Annotated in this window: 17 protein-coding genes; 3 read left to right on the top strand and 14 right to left on the bottom strand. The window is 38.9% G+C overall.

Annotated elements, in window-relative coordinates; all coding sequences use genetic code 11:
* Positions 1 to 165: 165 nt before the first annotated feature.
* The 5 genes from IE867_RS02760 to hfq all read right to left on the bottom strand — a co-directional run bounded on the left by IE867_RS02760 (position 166) and on the right by hfq (position 5,708).
* Positions 166 to 1,413 (bottom strand): hypothetical protein, encoded by a 1,248-nt coding sequence (locus tag IE867_RS02760; RefSeq protein ID WP_192483257.1) that lies wholly within the window; start codon positions 1,411 to 1,413, stop codon positions 166 to 168.
* Between the two features lie 490 nt (positions 1,414 to 1,903).
* On the bottom strand, positions 1,904 to 2,836 hold the full coding sequence (gene hflC, locus IE867_RS02755; RefSeq protein WP_192483256.1) for a protease modulator HflC: 933 nt from the start codon (positions 2,834 to 2,836) through the stop codon (positions 1,904 to 1,906).
* Positions 2,833 to 3,972 carry an FtsH protease activity modulator HflK gene (hflK, locus tag IE867_RS02750; RefSeq protein WP_192483255.1) on the bottom strand — a complete coding sequence of 380 codons (1,140 nt, stop codon included), beginning with the start codon at positions 3,970 to 3,972 and terminating at the stop codon, positions 2,833 to 2,835. The genes hflC and hflK overlap by 4 nt, the downstream gene beginning before the upstream one ends.
* 33 nt (positions 3,973 to 4,005) lie before the next feature.
* Positions 4,006 to 5,304 (bottom strand): ribosome rescue GTPase HflX, encoded by a 1,299-nt coding sequence (gene hflX, locus IE867_RS02745; protein ID WP_192483254.1) that lies wholly within the window; start codon positions 5,302 to 5,304, stop codon positions 4,006 to 4,008.
* Between the two features lie 35 nt (positions 5,305 to 5,339).
* Complete coding sequence (gene hfq, locus IE867_RS02740; RefSeq protein WP_192483253.1) at positions 5,340 to 5,708, bottom strand: RNA chaperone Hfq; 369 nt, start codon at positions 5,706 to 5,708, stop codon at positions 5,340 to 5,342.
* Positions 5,709 to 5,957: 249 nt separating this feature from the next.
* Here hfq and lepA point away from each other — a divergent pair, with 249 nt between their 5' ends.
* Both lepA and IE867_RS02730 read left to right on the top strand, forming a co-directional pair.
* Positions 5,958 to 7,745 (top strand): translation elongation factor 4, encoded by a 1,788-nt coding sequence (gene lepA, locus IE867_RS02735; protein WP_192483252.1) that lies wholly within the window; start codon positions 5,958 to 5,960, stop codon positions 7,743 to 7,745.
* Between the two features lie 46 nt (positions 7,746 to 7,791).
* A complete protein-coding gene (locus IE867_RS02730) occupies positions 7,792 to 8,754 on the top strand; it encodes a YheT family hydrolase (protein ID WP_192483251.1) in 963 nt (320 codons plus the stop codon).
* Positions 8,755 to 8,775: 21 nt separating this feature from the next.
* Here the strand turns inward: IE867_RS02730 and dnaJ are convergent, their stop codons facing one another.
* The 4 genes from dnaJ to IE867_RS14625 form a co-directional block, all read right to left on the bottom strand.
* Positions 8,776 to 9,906 (bottom strand): molecular chaperone DnaJ, encoded by a 1,131-nt coding sequence (dnaJ, locus tag IE867_RS02725; protein ID WP_192483250.1) that lies wholly within the window; start codon positions 9,904 to 9,906, stop codon positions 8,776 to 8,778.
* 96 nt (positions 9,907 to 10,002) lie between these two features.
* A complete protein-coding gene (gene dnaK, locus IE867_RS02720) occupies positions 10,003 to 11,943 on the bottom strand; it encodes a molecular chaperone DnaK (RefSeq protein WP_192483249.1) in 1,941 nt (646 codons plus the stop codon).
* A 194-nt stretch (positions 11,944 to 12,137) separates the two neighbouring features.
* Positions 12,138 to 12,725 (bottom strand): nucleotide exchange factor GrpE, encoded by a 588-nt coding sequence (gene grpE, locus IE867_RS02715; protein ID WP_192483248.1) that lies wholly within the window; start codon positions 12,723 to 12,725, stop codon positions 12,138 to 12,140.
* Between the two features lie 188 nt (positions 12,726 to 12,913).
* Complete coding sequence (locus IE867_RS14625; protein ID WP_203249623.1) at positions 12,914 to 13,744, bottom strand: hypothetical protein; 831 nt, start codon at positions 13,742 to 13,744, stop codon at positions 12,914 to 12,916.
* A 271-nt stretch (positions 13,745 to 14,015) separates the two neighbouring features.
* Between IE867_RS14625 and IE867_RS02705 the strand changes: the two genes are divergently transcribed.
* Positions 14,016 to 14,612 (top strand): hypothetical protein, encoded by a 597-nt coding sequence (locus tag IE867_RS02705; RefSeq protein ID WP_192483247.1) that lies wholly within the window; start codon positions 14,016 to 14,018, stop codon positions 14,610 to 14,612.
* A gap of 375 nt (positions 14,613 to 14,987) precedes the next feature.
* Here the strand turns inward: IE867_RS02705 and IE867_RS02700 are convergent, their stop codons facing one another.
* The 5 genes from IE867_RS02700 to IE867_RS02680 all read right to left on the bottom strand — a co-directional run bounded on the left by IE867_RS02700 (position 14,988) and on the right by IE867_RS02680 (position 20,384).
* Positions 14,988 to 15,170, bottom strand: a complete 183-nt coding sequence (locus tag IE867_RS02700; RefSeq protein ID WP_192483246.1) for a hypothetical protein — start codon at positions 15,168 to 15,170, stop codon at positions 14,988 to 14,990.
* A gap of 106 nt (positions 15,171 to 15,276) precedes the next feature.
* Complete coding sequence (locus tag IE867_RS02695; protein ID WP_225629938.1) at positions 15,277 to 16,386, bottom strand: bifunctional nicotinamide-nucleotide adenylyltransferase/Nudix hydroxylase; 1,110 nt, start codon at positions 16,384 to 16,386, stop codon at positions 15,277 to 15,279.
* Positions 16,383 to 17,117, bottom strand: a complete 735-nt coding sequence (locus IE867_RS02690; protein ID WP_192483245.1) for a BON domain-containing protein — start codon at positions 17,115 to 17,117, stop codon at positions 16,383 to 16,385. Before IE867_RS02690 ends, IE867_RS02695 begins: the two co-directional genes overlap by 4 nt.
* Positions 17,035 to 18,237 carry a trans-sulfuration enzyme family protein gene (locus IE867_RS02685; protein WP_192483244.1) on the bottom strand — a complete coding sequence of 401 codons (1,203 nt, stop codon included), beginning with the start codon at positions 18,235 to 18,237 and terminating at the stop codon, positions 17,035 to 17,037. The genes IE867_RS02690 and IE867_RS02685 overlap by 83 nt, the downstream gene beginning before the upstream one ends.
* Positions 18,238 to 18,281: 44 nt before the next feature.
* On the bottom strand, positions 18,282 to 20,384 hold the full coding sequence (locus tag IE867_RS02680; RefSeq protein WP_192483243.1) for a helix-hairpin-helix domain-containing protein: 2,103 nt from the start codon (positions 20,382 to 20,384) through the stop codon (positions 18,282 to 18,284).
* Positions 20,385 to 20,627: the final 243 nt, after the last annotated feature.

Genomic DNA, 20,627 nt, shown 5'->3' with positions numbered 1-20,627 from the left:
TAGATTGGAAATTTATAAGCTCAAATTATTTCTTCATATATAGTACAATCGTCAGCGTGTTGTATTTGTTGCAACGTTTCGTTTAAAAATTAAAATAAGGGGCTTTATTATGACTTTTACTTCTTTAACAAACACTACAGAAACTAATTTTTTTCTATCTGAGCTTTAATTCTTTTTTAGCATAATGCATCCCGAGAAAAAGCTTGATCGAGATGGAAATTCATACGATTCATTTTTCTTTTTAAAATCGCTGAATTGATTATTTATAGGTTGTGCTATATTGCACAATTGGTCAAATAAGCATACTCCTGCAGTTTCGTTAAACGCACTTTCCCTATCGCTAATTATGGAGATAGCTGTACTATTAAGAAATCGCAACAAATTGTTATTAGGAACTATTTCAATCTCCGTTAAACATTTAGTATATAAACCCATTAAATCACGGATAGCCACACATAACTCGACAATATTAGCAATATGATTTGGCTTATACATCACTGTATGGTGCTGAATACTAAAAAAATGCTCTTCAGCGGAATTCTCCCTAAAGTTTGACGGAACCAATATCATGGGCGGATGCTTAGGTTTATAACAATCCTCATAAGCTTTTTGTATATCAAATAATGGCAACTCATTTTCATTTGTTGCCAATTTATGCAACATTGCTTGCCCAGAAATGCTATCAAAAATATGATTAGCTACACTGCTTAGGTAAAATGAATTTTTCACATTTGATTTATGCACCTTAATGTAATCTAAAATCATATCTTGAATTAAGTTTTTTGAGTTATTAGCATAGCCTAAGCTCATAATCTCTCTGAGTAAAAACTCTCTAATATGCCAGGTTTTTGGCGAATACTTCATATACTCCATAAGCTCAATTGGAAAGCCTAAGTACTCACAACGCCAACCACTATTTATGTTAAATGCAACGTCTCTTAAAACAGTAAAATCACTACTATAATCAACAGTGTGCACCATTCCTAAGTCAATTTGCATTTGCAAATATTTTGCCCTTTGCTTATAAGTTGGGATTATTACAGGGTTTCTAGCTCCTGAACTAACACTCCAACTTGCATTAAGTGCAGACCTATCTGAAAGACTAAAGTAACTTATATAAGCCATTTCACCGATAGATCTAACTGCTCCAGGAATAATATATCCTTCCAGCTCCATAAAAAACTGCATTGATTTTTCAACAACCATGCCAAAAGGAATATTATCTGCAACAATATTGCCATCCGGATCATAGAAATAATCAGCATCACAAATCAAATCGCCATAGCGATAGCTGTACTTTGTAAACTCATATTTTTCAATGCCATCTACAGTATCTAGCAATGCCACAAACTCTGGATTGGCTTTATGCATTAATATACGCGCATCTGCCCAATTTAATTTCTCTACACCCATTTCTCTTTCCCTCACCCCATTTTTATTATTATCATTCTTTTTTACTTAGTAACTGAGGTTACTCACTTTCTCTATTTCAACACCCCGCCTCGCAAGTTCAGCACTTCTCTTGCAAAGAGGGGAATAAAGTCATAGTTTTTTTCTAAATCGCACCCTGAGCGAAGTCACAGGGTAACTCAAAAACAATCACGGACTTCGACTTACGCTCAGTCCACGGTTCCGTAATACAGCTTAGTCACAACCTACATATTCGTAATGTAATCTAGTCATAGCAATACAACACATCTATCTTAAGCCCCATGACTTAATGCAATACAAATGCACTTAAAAACTAAAATTCAAACATATTAATCTATTATCCATAATTTTAATGTCGCTGTATAGTTTGCAAGCTTAAAGAAGAATAAAAATCAGCGATATAGCACAATAATATAAGATATTTTTATACAACGAGAAATCCAACTGCTTAAGCAATCGGGAGTAAGAACTATTATTTTACTGAGCTTACGCCCGCTTTCGCTGACACAGGCGAATTAGGTGCGTTAGATGAATTGAAGTAATTAAAGAATTTGCCTTCTGGCTTTAAGATAAACACATCATCTTTTTTACCGCTAAAGCTTGCTTGATAAGCCTGCATACTGCGCCAAAAATTATAGAAGCTCTCTGATTTGCCATACGCATCTATATAAATTTCAGCCGCTTTTGCATCCGCTTTGGCTTTGACTTCTTTGGCATCACGATCAGCTTGCGCCAAAGTGATTGTCACTGTCGCATCAGCATCTGCACGAATAGATTCTGACATCTGCTCACCTTGTGCTCGAATCGATGCGGCCACTTTTTGGCGTTCTGAACGCATTCTTTGGTAAATCGATTCAGTCACCGTTTCGGGTAAATCAATCTGTTTAATACGCACATCAACAACATCAATACCAATTTTCTTCGCTTGATCCTGTACACTCTTTGTTAATGTCTGCATCAATTGATCACGCTCATTGTTAATCAGACCTTGAATATCAATCTTACCAACTTCAGCACGTAATGACGCTTCTAAGAACTGTCTTAATAATAATTCAGCACGTGAATCATTGCCTGAAACACTACGATAGAATTGTGAGATATTATTAATCTTCCACTCGAGATACGCATCAATGATCACATCTTTTTGCTCATTGGTCACCACGCGTGATGAGTCAACTGTCAACGTCCGTAAACGCATATCATAAGTTTTCACCTGTTCAACCAGTGGAATTTTAAAATGCAATCCTGGTGTGTAAACCTTAACTTGACCATCACTGGTTTGATTTAACTCACCCAATTTTAAAATCACGGCTTCATTGCCTTGGTTAACACGAAACATTGAACTGAATATCAACAATAATGCCACAATGACAACGACGATTAGTCCCATTAGTTTATTGCTCATTGCTGACCTCCTTGAACCGTTGAAGATACTGCCAGCGGTGATAATTTATCACCATAGAATAAATTTTTAGCTCCATCGCCATCAACGATATAGAGCTTGTTGTTTTTAAAGATATTTTCCATGGTTTGATAATATAGCTGATTCTCAATAATGCTTGGATTTTGCTGATATACAGGTAGTAACTGACTGAAGTTGGCGATATTACCCTGTGCGTCTAACACAACTTTTGACTGATAAGCTCGCGCTTCATCCATAATTCGTTGCGCACGCCCTTTTGCTACTGGTACAACCTTGTTGGCATAGCTTTGCGCCTCGTTTTGCACGCGCTCACGATCTTCACGCGCCTTAATCACATCATCAAAGGCACTTTTAACCTCAGCAGGTGCTTGCGCTGGCTGCATGATCACTTCATTAACCAAAATACCCGTTTTGTACTTATTCAAAAGCTTCTCTAATTCTTTTTGCACTTCTAAGGTAATTTGTGTTCTTGAGGTCGTTAGAATCTTCTCTAGTTTATTTTCACCAACCACTTGGCGCACCGCACTTTCAAGCGCTTGACGCAAGATAAGCTCAGGGTTATTAGTAGCAAATAAATAATCTTCTAAATTACCAATACGATACTGCACTGAGAATGACACATGCACAATATTCTCTTCAGAAGTCAGCATTTGTTTATCAAGCTTAATGGTATTTAGCACTTCAACATCTTTTTTGATGACACTGACAAAACCAGGCGCATGCCAATGCATTCCTGGTCCTTCTATACTTGAGAACTTGCCGAAGGTCAATACGGCAGCCTGTTGCGCTGGTTGCACAACATAAACACCCATGCCCGCCCAAATAATAACAGCCGCAGCAACTACGCCAATCGCGATTTTCTTCACTGGTAATGGCTTTTGATCGGCACTACGTGAGTAGATACTTTTGCGCTGACTATCATCTTTTCGCGGTGGTTCATTATTGTTGTTACCATTGTTATTATGGTCACCACCGTGGTTATTGCCATTATTCCCATTATTGCTCGATGAATTATTATCTTGCTTACGTCCTTTGCCTAGAAATCGACGGATCGCCTCTTCTAAATCAGGTGGCCCTTGATTAAATACTTTGTGTCGTGACAAAAATTTTAATGCCATAGATACTACTTTTGATTTACTCTTTCAGTGCCCCTAATGGTGACTAAATTTTGCTATTAACTCAAGCTTATTATTTCGACATATTGCATCAAAATCATTTTTCGCAATGTGTATTGTTAATTGATATTCACCTATATCCGTTATCTGTTCTTTTTCAACCACGCCTAGTTGATAAAATGCTGCACGAACTTTGCCTTCATTCGGCATTAAGGTCAATACACCTTTGAGCCATTCTTGGTTAAAGTGCTTAGCAATTGATTCATATAAATATTCAATCCCATCTCCAGTTTGTGCTGAGAGATATACATCTGCAGGACGATCTTCATGATAGACAATATGAGATGTTAAATTATCTAAACGGTCAATTTTGTTATAGACATTAAGTACCGGCTTATCACCCGCCTCAATCTGCTGTAGCACCAGTTTAACTTGCTCGATATACGCGCGATGATGCTCATCGGCATAATCAATCACATGCACTAACAGGTCTGCTTCAATCGCTTCTTCAAGCGTTGCGCAAAATGCCTCAACCAAGTCATGTGGTAGATTACGGATAAAGCCTACAGTATCGGATAATACAACTTCACCTAGTTTAGGCACCTCGATTTTACGCAAGGTTGGATCTAACGTCGCAAACAATTGATCTTTAGCTAAAACGCTTGCACCACTTAAGTGATTAAACAACGTTGATTTACCAGCATTAGTATAACCAACAAAAGCGATTGTCGGCACATCATTTTTCTGACGTGACGCGCGACTTAGCCCACGTTGTTTTTTGACTTTTTCAAGTCGTTTTTCAATCTGGGCAATTCGTTGGCGTAATAGACGTCGATCAAGCTCAAGCTGAGTCTCACCGGGTCCACCACGCACCCCAATACCACCCTTTTGTCGTTCCAAATGTGTCCAACCGCGCACTAATCGCGTGGCTGCATAATTCAATTGTGCCAACTCAACCTGAAGTTTACCTTCATGAGTTTGCGCACGTTGTGAAAATATCTCTAAGATCAAACGCGTACGATCAATGACTTTGCAATGTAATGCTTTTTCGATATTGCGCTCTTGTGAAGGTGTAATGCTATGATTAAAAACCACCAGATCAATCTTATGCTCTTCAATGATCGCTTTAATCTCTTCAAGCTTGCCTTTACCACAAAAGTATTTAGGATCAGGCTGTGAGCGACGCGATGTAATAGTCTGTACAATCTGCCAATTAGCAGCATGTACAAGCCCATTGAGCTCAGAAAGCTCAGCATTTAATTCTGGTTTAGATGAAAAATCAATATCGATGAGTAGGCAATTTTCGCCTACCTTATGTTCTTGAAAGATCTCCAAAGAAAGATCCTCTTAATGTATGTTATAGATAAATATTATTGTTGCTGCGCAGACTGTTGATTGTAATGATCATCTGCATTATTTGCTTCATCATATGACTCTTCAAATGAAGTCTCATCCATAGACTCAAAACCATCTTCTTGCTCTGAATTATGGTTTTGTTGGCCATGATTTGGATTGTAATTGCTATAGACCAAACGCACTGCTTTGGCAGGAACTACTGTTGAGATCGCATGCTTATAAACCATTTGGTTAACACTGTTGCGTAATACGATAGAAAACGAATCAAACGCTTCAATAACGCCCTGCAACTTAATGCCGTTTACCAAGTAAATTGAAACAGAGATTTTCTCTTTTCTTAACGCATTTAAAAACGGATCTTGCAAAGATGCGATTCTAGACATAGTAATATCCTCTTTATTGTTCTTTAATAGTTATAATAATTTTAGTTAAGGTTATTTACCTCGCAGCTTAAGCTGCTGGCAGGCATTCTATCACTATCCTTAACCATAACAAAGGACAATAGCGGGATTTTTATGCATAAGCCGCATTTTTGATGAAGCCAAAACAATTCCTCACACAACTGGTGATTCCTTTTATATCATTTTTTCGGCATAATGCTCACCATAATAAAATATCTACTACACAAGCATATGCAACACATCCGAAACTTTTCTATTATTGCGCATATTGATCATGGCAAATCAACGCTTTCTGATCGTTTTATTCAGGTCTGCCAAGGGTTGACTGATCGCGAGATGAAAGAGCAAGTTCTTGATTCAATGGATATTGAACGCGAACGTGGCATTACCATCAAAGCACAAAGTGTGACCTTAAACTATACCGCCAAAGATGGGCAAACCTATCAGCTGAATTTTATTGATACCCCAGGACATGTTGACTTCTCATACGAGGTATCACGTTCGTTAGCTGCTTGTGAAGGTGCATTATTAGTTGTTGATGCGGCTCAAGGCGTTGAAGCACAAACAGTTGCCAACTGCTATACCGCGATTGAACAAAACTTAGAAGTTATTCCCGTGCTTAATAAAATTGACCTGCCATCTGCCGAGCCTGAGCGTGTGTGTGCTGAGATTGAAGATATTATTGGCATTGAAGCTGTGGGGGCAACAACTTGTAGCGCTAAAACTGGCTTGGGTGTTGAAGAGGTTCTAGAGACGATTATTGCCAAAATCCCACCACCTGTTGGTGATCTAAACGCACCATTGCAAGCACTTATTATTGACTCATGGTTTGACCCATATCTTGGTGTGGTATCCCTTGTGCGTATTCGCAATGGACAATTGCAGGTAGGAGATAAGATCAAGGTAATGTCATCAGGGCAAACACATCAAGTCGATCAACTAGGTGTATTCACACCAAAGATGCACAAGCAGCAAACATTAAAGGCAGGTGAAGTTGGATTCATTGTTGCAGGCATTAAAGATATTCATGGCGCGCCTGTAGGGGACACATTAACCTTAGCCAAAAACCCAACGGATAAACCTGTTCCTGGATTTAAACGCGTGCAACCACAAGTCTATGCCGGCATGTTTCCTATTAGTGCTGATGATTTTGAAGCATTTCGTGAGGCATTAGAAAAACTAAGCTTAAATGATGCTTCTCTTTTCTTTGAACCTGAAGTATCACAGGCGCTAGGCTTTGGTTTTCGTTGCGGTTTTTTGGGACTTCTGCATATGGAAATTATTCAAGAGCGCTTAGAGCGTGAATACAATCTTGATTTAATCACCTCGGCACCAACCGTTATTTACAAAGTAACCCTAAAAAATGGTGAAGAGGTTGAAGTTGATAACCCCTCAAAGCTACCAGAACCTTCTGCCATCGCTGAGGTACGTGAACCAATTGTTCGCGCGTCTATTTTAGTGCCGCAAGATTATGTCGGTGCGATTATCACACTTTGTGTTGAAAAACGTGGCACACAAGTCGATATGAACTATTTAGGTCGTCAAGTATCTATCATTTATGACATTCCAATGATTGAGGTGGTTTCTGATTTCTTTGATCGTTTGAAATCTGTTAGTCGCGGCTATGCCTCGCTTGATTATGAACTGCAGCGTTATGAAGGAGCGAACATGGTGCTCTTAGATATTCTTATTAATGGCGAGAAAGTTGATGCCCTTGCCAGTATCGTCCACAAGGATCAATCTGTTTACAAAGGGCGTGAGCTTGTTGAACGCCTAAAAGAGCTTATTCCAAGACAGATGTTTGAAGTGGCTATTCAAGCGGCAATTGGTGGCGCTATCGTTGCTCGAAGTACTGTAAAAGCGATGCGTAAGAACGTTCTTGCTAAATGTTATGGTGGTGATGTATCACGTAAGCGTAAGCTTCTTGAAAAACAAAAAGCTGGTAAAAAGCGCATGAAACAAGTTGGCAACGTTGAAGTACCACAAGAAGCATTCTTATCGGTACTTAAAAAGAATTAATAAGTCAATTACTACGATCACTCCTAATTATTAAGTGTTTCAAACCATGGATTTTAAACCCATTAAACTCTCTGCCAAATGGCAAACCATTATTAGTAGCATTATTGGAGAACGCGCACAGCCATTAAATACGCAAACGCAATATCTCAAACTTAAAGATGGTGATCAACTCAAGCTATCTATCTCTTACGCTGACACCACGACACAAAACATTACCGTTGTACTGTTTCATGGTCTTTCTGGTGATGAAAACTCTTCATATATGGTGCGCATTGCAAAAAAGCTACTTAATTTAGGCTATCATGTTGTCCGTGTAAATCATCGTGGTGCCAACAAACATTTATTGCCTCTAGCAAGAGGCATTTATCATGCCGGCAAGAGTGATGATATTTATGCCGTCTTAGAACTCCTTGCAACGGTAGATAAACAAACTCAACTCATCCCAATTGGTTTTTCGATCTCGGGCAATATGCTACTAAAAGCATTAGCTGAACATAGTAATAATGATTTATCAATTAAACACGCAATTGCAATCGCCCCACCAATGGATTTATTAGCCAGCATGGCAAAACTTTCTCAAAAAAATAATGCCATCTTTAATCGACACTTTGCCAAACGCTTATATAAGCTCTTCAAGCATCGCGCCATTACGCATGACCATTATCAAATGTTTCAAGAAAAAGCCGCTACGTTGCCTAAAAACTATGGCGTCTATGAAATCGATGAGACCTTTACAGCAAAGGAGGCGGGATTTGTTACCGCACATGCGTATTATACTCACTCAAGTGCCAAAAACTATCTTGCCAAAATAACATGTCAAACTACCATCGTCTGCGATCATGATGATCCATTCGTGGATAATCGTTTCGCCATTGGACTTTCACATACGAATATTGATATTCAATGGACTCACAAGGGAGGTCATATGGGTTATTTATCAAGATGTAAGGGCTGGCGCCCCTTTGAATTTTGGCTTGATAAAAAAATTATTTCACTTATTGAAAGCTAAAAAACAGAAAATACAAAGCCATTAGCTGCCAGCAAAAAACTCTTTAACATTATCAAACCAAGATTTTGATTTTGGTGAATGTGTTTGATGCTCACCAATTGAATCACCAAATGCCTCTAACAGTTCACGCTGTTTACTATTAAGATTAATCGGCGTTTCAACTGTGACCTTACACATCAAATCTCCCATGCTACTGCCACGCAAGGCTTTAACACCCTTGCCTCTTAATCTAAACATTTTGCCTGTTTGTGTTTCAGCAGGGATCTTAAGCTTCACTTTGCCATCAATCGTCGGCACATCAAGCTCGCCACCCAAGCATGCTGTCATAATGCTAATTGGTACTTCACAATATAGATCCGAACCATTACGCTCAAAGATTGCATGTTCTTTGACATGTACTTGCACATACAAATCACCCGCTGGCGCGCCATTTTCACCGGCTTCACCCTCGCCTGATAGTCGGATTCTATCACCGGTATCAACGCCCGCTGGAATTTTGACAGAAAGTGATTTGACATCTTGCTTACGCCCTTGTCCATGACAAGCGCGACATGGGTCTTTAATAGTATGGCCACTACCATGACATGTCGGACAGGTCTGCTCAACGGAAAAGAAGCCTTGTGACATACGCACAGCACCCGCGCCATGACATGTGCCACATGTTTGTTTACCAGAACCTCCTGAGCCATGACAGCTATCACATGAAACATAGGTTGGCACTTTGATCTTCTTGGTTGTGCCGTGTACAGCTTCTTCAAGCGTGATTTCCAGATTGTATTGTAAATCATTACCACGCCTGCTTTGCGCACGTGATGAACGCCCTGATGACCTTTGACCGCCTCCGCCGCCAAAAATATCACCAAATATGTCACCAAAAATATCGCCAAAGCCTTGTTGTCCACCACCAAAGCCGCCATGTCCAGCACCTTGATTGACACCTGCATGACCAAACTGATCATAAGCGGCACGTTTTTGTGCATCACTTAAAATCTCATAAGCTTCAGACGCTTCCTTAAACTTTGCTTCGGCATCCTTATCATTAGGGTTTCTATCTGGGTGATACTTCATCGCCAATTTACGATATGAACGCTTAAGCTCTTGCTCTGTTGCGCTTTTAGATACCCCTAATATTTCATAATAATCTCTAGGCATAGTGCTACCATTATTCTAGTTCAATTCAAAACGCTATAAAAAATGCGGGACATGCCCGCATTTTTCAAGTTAAAAGTTATAGTTTATTGAGATTAACTATTTTTTGTCGTCATCTTTAACTTCTTCAAACTCAGCATCAACCACATTATCATCTGCTTTTTGTTGCTGAGGTTCTTCAGCTGAAGCACCTGCTTCAGCATTCGCTTGACCTTGTGCTTGCTCGTAAGCTTTCTGTGCAATCGGTGCAAACGCTTCTTCTAAAGCTTTAGTTTTTGCTTCGATGTCATCTTTATTATCTGTCTTTAATACAACTTCTAAATCAGTACATGCGGCTTCAACTTTTGCTTTCTCATCTTCAGAGACTTTACCTTCTAAGTCTTTTAATGACTTACGCGCACTGTGTAACAAATTATCACCTGTGTTACGTGCTGAAACTAGCTCATGGAATTTCTTATCTGTTTCAGCATTGGCTTCGGCATCTTGAACCATGTTGTTAATATCATCTTCAGATAAACCACTTGATGCTTTAATCACAATATTTTGCTCTTTGCCAGTTGCTTTATCTTTTGCTGATACATTCAAAATACCATTAGCATCAATATCAAAAGTTACTTCAATTTGCGGCATACCACGTTGAGCTGGTGGGATGTCTGATAAATCGAATCGACCCAGTGATTTATTTGCAGACGCCATTTCACGCTCACCTTGTAGCACATGGATCGTCACTGCTGGCTGATTATCTTCTGCTGTTGAGAAAATTTGTGATTTCTTTGTTGGGATCGTGGTATTACGCTCGATCAACTTAGTCATCACACCACCCATTGTTTCAATACCAAGAGATAATGGTGTTACATCAAGAAGTAACACATCTTTCACATCACCTGCTAATACACCACCTTGGATAGCTGCACCCATTGCAACCGCTTCATCAGGGTTTACATCACGACGTGGCTCTTTATTAAAGAATGCTTTAACTTCTTCTTGCACTTTAGGCATACGTGTTTGACCACCAACCAATAATACATCAGTGATTTCAGAGACTTTAAGACCGGCATCTTGTAAGGCTTTTTTACATGGCTCAATTGAGCGCTTGACTAGATCTTCAACCAATGATTCAAATTTAGCACGCGTTACTTTGATATTTAAATGCTTAGGACCAGTTGCATCAGCTGTGATATATGGCAAGTTAACATCTGTTTGTTGTGCTGATGACAATTCAATCTTCGCTTTCTCAGCTGCTTCACGTAAACGCTGCAGTGCTAACGCATCATTATGTAAATCAATACCACTTTCTTTCTTGAACTCATCAATTAAATAGTTCATTAACGCGACGTCAAAATCTTCACCACCTAGGAAAGTATCACCATTAGTTGCTAATACTTCGATTTGGCTATCGCCATCAACGTTAGCAATCTCAATGATAGATACGTCAAATGTACCACCACCTAAGTCATAAACAGCAATCGTTTGATCTGCTTTTTGCTTATCCATACCATAAGCAAGTGCTGCTGCTGTTGGCTCGTTAATAATACGCTTAACATCTAAGCCAGCAATACGACCTGCGTCTTTTGTTGCTTGACGTTGCGCATCATTAAAATAAGCAGGAACAGTAATTACCGCTTCTGTTACCGTTTCACCTAAGAAATCTTCTGCGGTTTTTTTCATTTTACGCAATACTTCAGCAGATACTTGCGGTGGCGCCATTTTTTTATCTTTTAATACTTCAACCCAAGCATCACCATTGTCTGCTTTGATCACCTTGTAAGGAACTTTTTTAACGATATCGTCTTGAACGACTTTCTCATCAAATTTGCGACCGATTAAACGCTTAACCGCAAATAATGTATTATGTGGATTCGTTACTGCTTGGCGCTTAGCTGCTTGCCCTACTAAAATCTCACCACCTTCAGTATATGCTACGATTGAAGGCGTTGTACGCGCACCTTCTGCATTTTCGATAACACGAGCAGTTTTGCCATCCATTACCGCAACGCAAGAGTTGGTTGTACCTAAATCTATACCAATAATTTTACCCATTATGATCTCCTTTTATTTCAACGCTCCAAAATATGTTGACGCGTTTTTATTTTTCAAGTTTTTATTTTATTTATTTCTTTAACTTTCTCGTTCTATCAGCCTAGTTTTTATATTTAACGACTTGCCACATCTGGGCGTATACAATACGCCCCTACATCGATACCATCTGCAAAATGATAAAAAAATATAAAACCTTAGTTTTTAACAACCAAAACGCGCGCCGGACGAATAACACGATTATTAAGCTCATACCCCTTCTGAAAGACATTCATCACCATATTATCATCCATCTCAGGATTAGGTGACATTGCCATCGCTTCATGTTTATTTGGATCAAAGACCTCACCCTCTGGATCAAGCTGTGTCACACCAAATTTCTCAAGTGTATCGACTAACATCTTCATTGTTAAAATGACACCTTCAGACATCGCTTTAGCTTCCTCAGACTCAGCTGAGACTTCAGCAGCCTTTTCCATGCTGTCAAGCACGGGTAATAGTGCATTAGCGAACTTTTCCAAAGCAAACTTATGTGCATTCTCAACGTCTTTTTGGGCGCGGCGACGAATATTTTCCATCTCGGCATGAGCACGTAATACTTTATCATCAGCAGTGGCAACGGTATCTTGCATATTGTCAATCGTTGTTTTAAGCGACTCATTTTCTTTGCGAAGTGCAATAACTTCATCAATCATATCTTGAGATTCAGTGTCTTCCTGATCAGCAGCTTCCCCTGCCATCAACTCAAAATCTTCTTCGTGCTGTTTTGGATGTTTATGTGACATTGATACACCTTAAATTATCTTTTTAAGTTTTTTATTACGGCGTAACAATTGCGGGCGCTTTTGTGCTTTTCAAGAGATTATTTTAATAAATTATCATCTAACGATTGATATACCGCTCACAAACCATTTTACAAACGGTATAGACATCCATATCCTGATTTATCCATGGTATTTTTGCGAGAGAAAGCTTAATTTGTCTCTTGTGTTAAGACATTATTGTTGATGACAAACTTGCCATTAACCACTGGACTGGTTGGCGTGTTATTTTGATACTGCCAATACGCTTGCATGTGTGTGCCATTTGGTGCATTTGTTACTACTACAGTACACAACGAAAAATCCTGCGCATTATTAACCAGCTTGTATACAGGGTTACCTGATTGACTTACATTTGACAATGAACAAAAAGATTGACTTCCTTGTGATAAAGTCAGCTGTGTTGTCGTATTATTTACTGCAAAATACATCGGGGTATTTGCTTGCTCTAAGTTGATATAAGGTTTCACTGTTAGATTATTACCACCTTCAATGCTAAACCGCGTATCAATTAATGCATATTTAACACTCACGCTTTGCTTAACACCATCTATGGTAATTGTACTAGCGCTCTCATATCTGTTAATGTCTTTATTAGGAATATTATTTCTTGTAATTTGCAATTGACACTGACCACCTTGTGCTTGCAATTCAGTACCACAATTACCATTACTAATTGTAAAGTGATGCGTAAAGTCCGAGCCTGCTAAGGTTTTGATGCTTGATATAACTTGTGCGATATTCACAGGCTGATAATTAACACCAACTTTTGACACATCAGATGAAGTTTGCAGACTAATTTGTCCTGACTCACCAGGCGCCAATGCCGCATCTAGATTTATAGTTAAAGGGGTAACAGAAGCAGCAGAACCACCGGTGCCAGCATCAGAGCCGCCACCACCACAAGCAGTTAGTGCCAAGGCCGCAACAGATATGCTTAATAATGGAAGTGTTTTAAAAATTGCTTTTTTATGGAATGTCATAAATACATTTTTTCCTATTTATTTGATTATCCAGGGGGAGATGCTGAAAATAATTTGTCTTATTTTCGCGCAACAAATTAACGCATAAAACACATTCAGTCAAATAAAACTTAAATAAATTTTGAACAAAAACATTATTTTCAATCGCACTATCACTTCACTTAGTTTCGTTACAGCAGGGATCAATCGGCACATAGTTGCATGATATTTGATATATCCATCGTCCTTTGCTATACCTAACAATGATCAACTAACTCAAAGGAATATATCTATGGCTATAACAACAAAATTCACCCCTTTATCACTGATTTGCTTAGCCTTTATCCAAATAAATCATGCTAACGCAGAAGCACAAGGAGGCATCGTAAGTTTATGTGCAGACAATCAAGTATCGATTTGGAAAAGCACAACCCTTGATCCAGGAAATGCTAAAAATGGTAGTATTAGCTTTGATGTTTCACAGGCGACACTCTATCTTGATATTAGCCAGTCAAAAGCAATTATGGAAAGCATTCACTCAAATGCCATAGAAGGTGTTTATAACAATGGTCAAGAAGATTGCAGTAGTGGAAAAATTTGTTTTCAAAGTGCCACAGATGATGATCATAACGGTAAGCAATTCATTTCATCTGATTTTTCAATGACATTTAACGCTACAGTCGTATATACCCCTTTAAGCATTACTTTGGACAACCCAAAAGGTACAATTATACTCACGCCATATACAGTCAATAACTCTTCCTACCCACGTATTCTACAAGCCAGTGCTAAGCAAAAAAGTACTCAAAGCCAAAATGAAAACCCCAGTAATTTCCCTTTTATATACTGGCAGTTTGAAGGTTGTAGCAATGCATTAACAATACAATAAGGCACTTAAGGCTGACTTAACGCATCAAAAATTGATCTATCTCAAGGAATCTTGAGTAAGCTTCGTTTACCATACGACAAACTTTTTATTCTGAGCTATTTATGAACTTTGAACCCAAATGGATCGCATGGGAGACCACCCGAGAATATTTTTGAATCATCACTACAAGATATTTGGCAGAATTCTGAGATCTTCAAGAATTTACGCGACTTTAAAAAGTACAAAGGGAAATATGGTAATTGTGAGTACATTAAAATCTGCGGAGGCTGCAGAGCTCGGGCGCATTTTATGAAGGGCGATTATTTAGCTGAAGAACCACTCTGTCACTACACACCCAAGCAACTACGAGGAGAAACATCTCATGCATTATAAGATTTATAGATCGGTTTCTTGAAAATACACGGTTGCATTTTGGCGCTGAACAGATGTCGACTTGAAATCTTTATTCATCATTTTATTACCCATGACCGAATTAGAGGTGAAGTCGGTACCTGCTGCAAAAGCCATATTACCACTTAAAAACATTCCCATAACGATAATTGATAGCATCTTTTTCATAACTAATCTCCTTTAGGTTCAAACACATCTTAGTCAGTTTCAAGTCTAGTAAGAGATTTCAAAAAATAAAATGCTTGATCTAAAAACCAGCAATATCGCACACTAATCAGGTGATCAGCTTATACTTAGATGTCATAAACTTAATAATCTGATAGTGATCATCCATAAGGCAATCGGACATTTTCTCAAGCACATCATCTAACTTAACCCATTTTACCGCCTTGGCATCATCTTGCGCAGTAACCTGTGGCAACGCTTTTTGTTGCAACATAATCAACCCCAAATGCGTGATAACACGCCCGCGTAATGAGCGATCCGGATGATCGAAAACCTCTTGTTCTATAAGTGTTTGAGGTGTTTTTTCTGGAGAGATGGATAGCGTTGTTTCCTCTTCTAATTCACGCAGTATACCATCGACAACACGCTCATCTTGATCTAGAAAACCGCCAGGTAATGCCCATAGATTTTTGCCCGGTGCTTGTTTTCGTTGAATAAGCAATAAATGCTTGTTGCACAGCACCATGGCATCAGTGGTGACAAAGACTGGCTTAAATGGAGCATCCTGCCAAGAAGCTTTATAATTCGTGATATAGTTAAATTCATCACACAATGCTTGATAACTGGCTGTTTGCATATACCCTTGCAAGGTTTTTAAACTACCCTTGTCATCCTCATTGTCAATAAGATAATCTGAATCTAATATATGATCTTTAAATAGCTTCACACGAAAATCTGTGGCATTAAAGTCATTGAAATTAGTAACATCAATATGATGCCATGTTGGGAAGCATTTCAAGTAATAACTACTGGCATCTTTTTGATGACCTATAATCGCGATGTGACTATCTTTATCTGCGTATTGCTCAACTCGCTCTTGTGCTTCATTGCGCCAACCTGCTTCGTTATAAAACCAATCATTGACAGGTTCGATAATAATACGCTTTAGATCAATACCCGAAGCTTGCAAATCTGATAGAATCATTGCGCGACGCTCTTCATAAGAGAAAGGGTTTTTTATACTTGGCGCTCTAAAAGCTGAGCCAATTAAAATAATAATTTTTTTTGCATGCAACAATCCGTAGCGTATATTGTGCAGGTGTCCAACATGAAATGGCTGAAAACGCCCGATAAACACACCATAGTCATAGCAAGCCTTGTTCTTTCCCTTAGCTTCTTCTGTCTTTATCCCATCATTTTCTTGCATTAGACGAATCATCCTTCTTTTCCTATTGCTTGTTTATCTGTTTTTGGTGCTTCAACTGGATAAGAGACATAATCATATACCTCAATGACTTTCTTCACCCCAGAAACATTCGCGGCAATACTTGACGCTTGATTACCCTCTTTCTGAGTTACAACACCCATGAGATAAACCACACCTTTCTCAGTAACCACTTTAAACTTCAAGCTATTGATACCACTTGAAACCATCGATGAAACCACTTTAGAGGTAATCCAGCCATCCGACAAATAGTCGCCTATATCAACGGGATCACCAATGGTTAGCTGATTATAGACCACCTTAACGCCGGGAATTTTAGCCATGCGATTGGCAAGCTCTGTTTTAAGCATCTCACTTGGGACTTGCCCCAATAGCAGCATAATATGGTTAAAGACTACCGGCTCGACATTAGAATTGCCTTTAAGTGCAGGATAATCATTTAATAATGAAATCGCTTTAAATTGAATCGATTTATCCGAGGCATTGGTTTTACCATCAACGCTACTGCCGGCAACATTGCTACCAACAACAGCAGCGCCGGCACCTGCGATTACAACTGGTGCACAAGCACTTAACAAAGCAGATAGACTAATACCTAAAATAACAGAGGATATGACTTTAATATTAACTAATGCTTTTCTTTCAAGCTCTTTTTGCGTTTTTTGTGTTTTTTGTGTTTTCTGCTTTTGCTGTTTCTTCTGTTTTTGTTGCCTGATTATATTCATCGATAAACTCCTGAAATATCGTGAGTGTATCTGCTAACACCTCACAACCGATGGATAATCTTAACAACCATGGTGAAACTTGTAATTGAATTTGTTGCAGTTTTTGAACATCTTTATGTGACATGCTTGCTGGATGACTTAAAGAGGAGTGTACCGCACCAAAGCTCACTGTTTTTGGAAAATAGGATTTTAATTTCTGATAAAACTGCTCAAACTGAGCTTGATCAACACACTCAACCGCTAACAGTCCACCTAAAGACTCACAATTTTCATTAAGCCAACGTGCATGTTTTTGCGCCAAATCACCAACATAATAAATACTTTTAAAGCATTTACTTGCTTTTAATAGTGTATAAACAGCTGCTGCATTTTTAGTAATCTCAGCCATGCGCAGATGCACTGTTTTTAGACTTCTTGATAACAGCCACGCTTGAAATGGATCCAGTGCATAGCCTGTTTGACGGATAATCTTCGCAATTTTATCTTTAAACCGTGTATTGGTCGCAATTACTCCCGAGGTAACATCAGCATGCCCTACGAGATACTTAGTAGATGATTGCAAAGCAATATCCGCACCAAACTTAAGCGGCATAAAACCGTATGATGACATCAATGAGTTATCAATCACTAAACAAATATTGTGCTCTTTGGTGATCTTTGCCAAATCAGCAACAGGGGTTATTTTTTGCAATGGATTAGACATCGTCTCGCATAACACCATCTTGGTTTTTGCACTTATTGCTTTAACCAAATGATCAGGCTCTTGTAAGTCAATCTGCGTAATCACAATACCACGATCTTCACACATCTCTTCCAAGATAAACGATAACCCTGCGTAAAAATCACAACCAACAATAAGCTCATCACCTGCTTTTAACATCTTCAAGACAATATTAAGTGCTGACAAACCACTGCTAACCGCAAATGCCGCATGCGCTTCATCCAATATAGCCAGCTGCGCTTCTAAATAGCGACGTGTTGGATTCTGTACGCGTGAGTATTCAAATGCATTACTATTGTGTTGATCAAAAGTGCTGACTTGATAAATTGGCATGCTCATCGCGTGATATGCATCATCATTTTCAAGGTGCAATAAGCGCGTTATTCTACTATTACTCATAATTTCTAAATCATTTATTTTTTATATTCTTTATGTTTTTTATATTAGCCGACAAGACTCAATCCAACTCGTTGGCGTTCAAGGTCAATACTAATGACTTTAATCTGTGGCAATTGCTCATTCAAACTGACCACTTCATTGGGATGACTGACGCGCTTAGTGCTTAATTTAGAAATATGAATCATACCATCATTTTTTAAGCCTATATCGACAAAAACCCCAAAATCTGTGATGTTGCGCACAACACCTGAAACCACCATACCGACTTTAAGCGAATCTATATCTAAGGCTTCAGCACTAAAGCTCACCTTGGGCAATTCATCACGTGGATCAAACCCAGGCTTTTGCAGCTCTTTGATAATATCTCTTAAGGTTGGCTCGCCAATCTTATACATTCTGGCAAAACTTACAATATCGATCTGCTTTAGCTCATCAGTTGATTTTGTTAATAGTCCTCTGGCAATCGCATAATGATCAGGATGCACACCGGTATTATCCAAAAGATCATGTGCCTCAGGAATACGCATAAAGCCTGAGCACTGCTCAAAGGCCTTATCTCCCAAACCCTTGACTTTCTTAAGCTCCGCTATTTTTTTAAAACCACCCACTTTATTGCGATATGCTACGACTTCTTTTGCTAAGCGTGGACTTAAGCCTGCAACATATGCCAATAACTGCGCTGAGGCGGTATTTACATTAACACCAACATTATTCACAACCGCTTCGGTAACATCACTTAATTTTTGCACCAGTTTCTTTTGATCCACATCATGCTGATATTGACCAACACCTAATGCTTTAGGGTCAATTTTCACCAATGCTGCCATCGGATTTTGTAAGCGTTGCGCAATTGAAATCGCCCCTCTTACCGTAACATCTAACTGCGGATACTCCTCATCAGCCACTTTAGAGGCTGAATAAACCGAAGCGCCAGCTTCAGAGACAACGGTATAGCGCAGCTGATGTTCTGTTTGTTTATTATAATCAGCAAAGAAATCTTGTAACTCACGCGATGCCGTACCATTGCCAATTGCCACAGTATCAATGTGGTATTTTTTGACTAAGTCATTAACGATCTTTTTAGCCTCTATTGTTTTGTTATGCGGTGGAGCTGGATATATAACGGCTTCCGCCAAGTACATGCCCTTTTCATCAATGACTGCTAACTTAGCACCCGTTTTAAAGCCAGGATCAACACCCAACACAGCATGCGCTTTAACCGGTGGCACCATAAGTAAATGGCTCAAGTTATCAGCAAAAACATGTATTGCTGAGCTTTCTGCTTTTTCTTTTAAAGTATTGATTACCTCACGTTCAATTGATGGATATAACAACCGCTTGTAACCATCATAGTAAGCATCTATCAACAACGATGACACGCCCACAGCGTGTCTTGGCAGTTTAAAACGTGTGATCGTTTCTTTATAACGCTCATGGTCTATCTCAATCTTGATACTAAGCTCTTTCTCAGCCACGCCACGAAAGATCGCTAACAAGCGATGCCCAGGTATTTTATTAACATTAGATTGATATTGATCAAACTGCGCAAAGTTACCTTGGGCATTGCATGTTTTGCTTGCTTTGACCTGTAAGCTACCAAAACGCGATACCTGATCGCGCACATAGGCGCGCTCTTTGGCATTATCAGCATAAATTTCAGCGACAATATCCATCGCACCTTGCACTGCTTCGTCAACGGTTTTTATACCATTTCTGACAAATGACTTAGCACGATCATAAAATGCAGTCTCACTATCATAGGCTTTAAGTAGAATATCTGCTAACGGTTGCAGTCCTTTCTCAATCGCTACTTGCGCTCGCGTATTACGTTTTTGCTTAAAGGGTTGATAGACATCTTCTAAATCATTTAATGTATTGGCTTCATTAAGCGCTTTTTTTAATGACTCATCATATACACCACGCTCGGTTAAGGTGTTAATAATCTCCTCTTTGCGCGTGTTAAACTTTTGTAAATATTGATAATGCTCATAAAAATTTCGAAGGTCTGTATCACTTGCTCCTCCTGTCATTTCTTTGCGATAACGCGCGATAAAAGGGATGGTTGCCCCTTCACTTAACAGTGAAACAATATTCTCAGTGGCTTTAACTGACAATCCACTTTGTGTCGCAAGTTGCTGTAAATTCATGGAACATTAAGGCATGCTAATTATGCTTGCTATCTTCAGCGATTTCATTGCCAATGTCCATCATTATTGTTATATACCCATCACAAACCATCTTACAGTATTTCTGCTATTGAATTTCTCGCACTTTTGGGTGATTGGCTTTTGCTAATAGTCCTAGCTATTACCTTCAATCCAACCACCCAAAATCATCAAAAACTTCCTCAACATTAAACACCGCAAAATGATTTACAATGGGTATAGCTA

Source organism: Cysteiniphilum marinum (assembly GCF_014857925.1).
Lineage (GTDB): Bacteria > Pseudomonadota > Gammaproteobacteria > Francisellales > Francisellaceae > Caedibacter > Caedibacter marinus.
The sequence above is the reverse complement of the archived record's forward strand: the minus strand, read 5'-3'. Positions and strand labels throughout refer to the sequence as shown.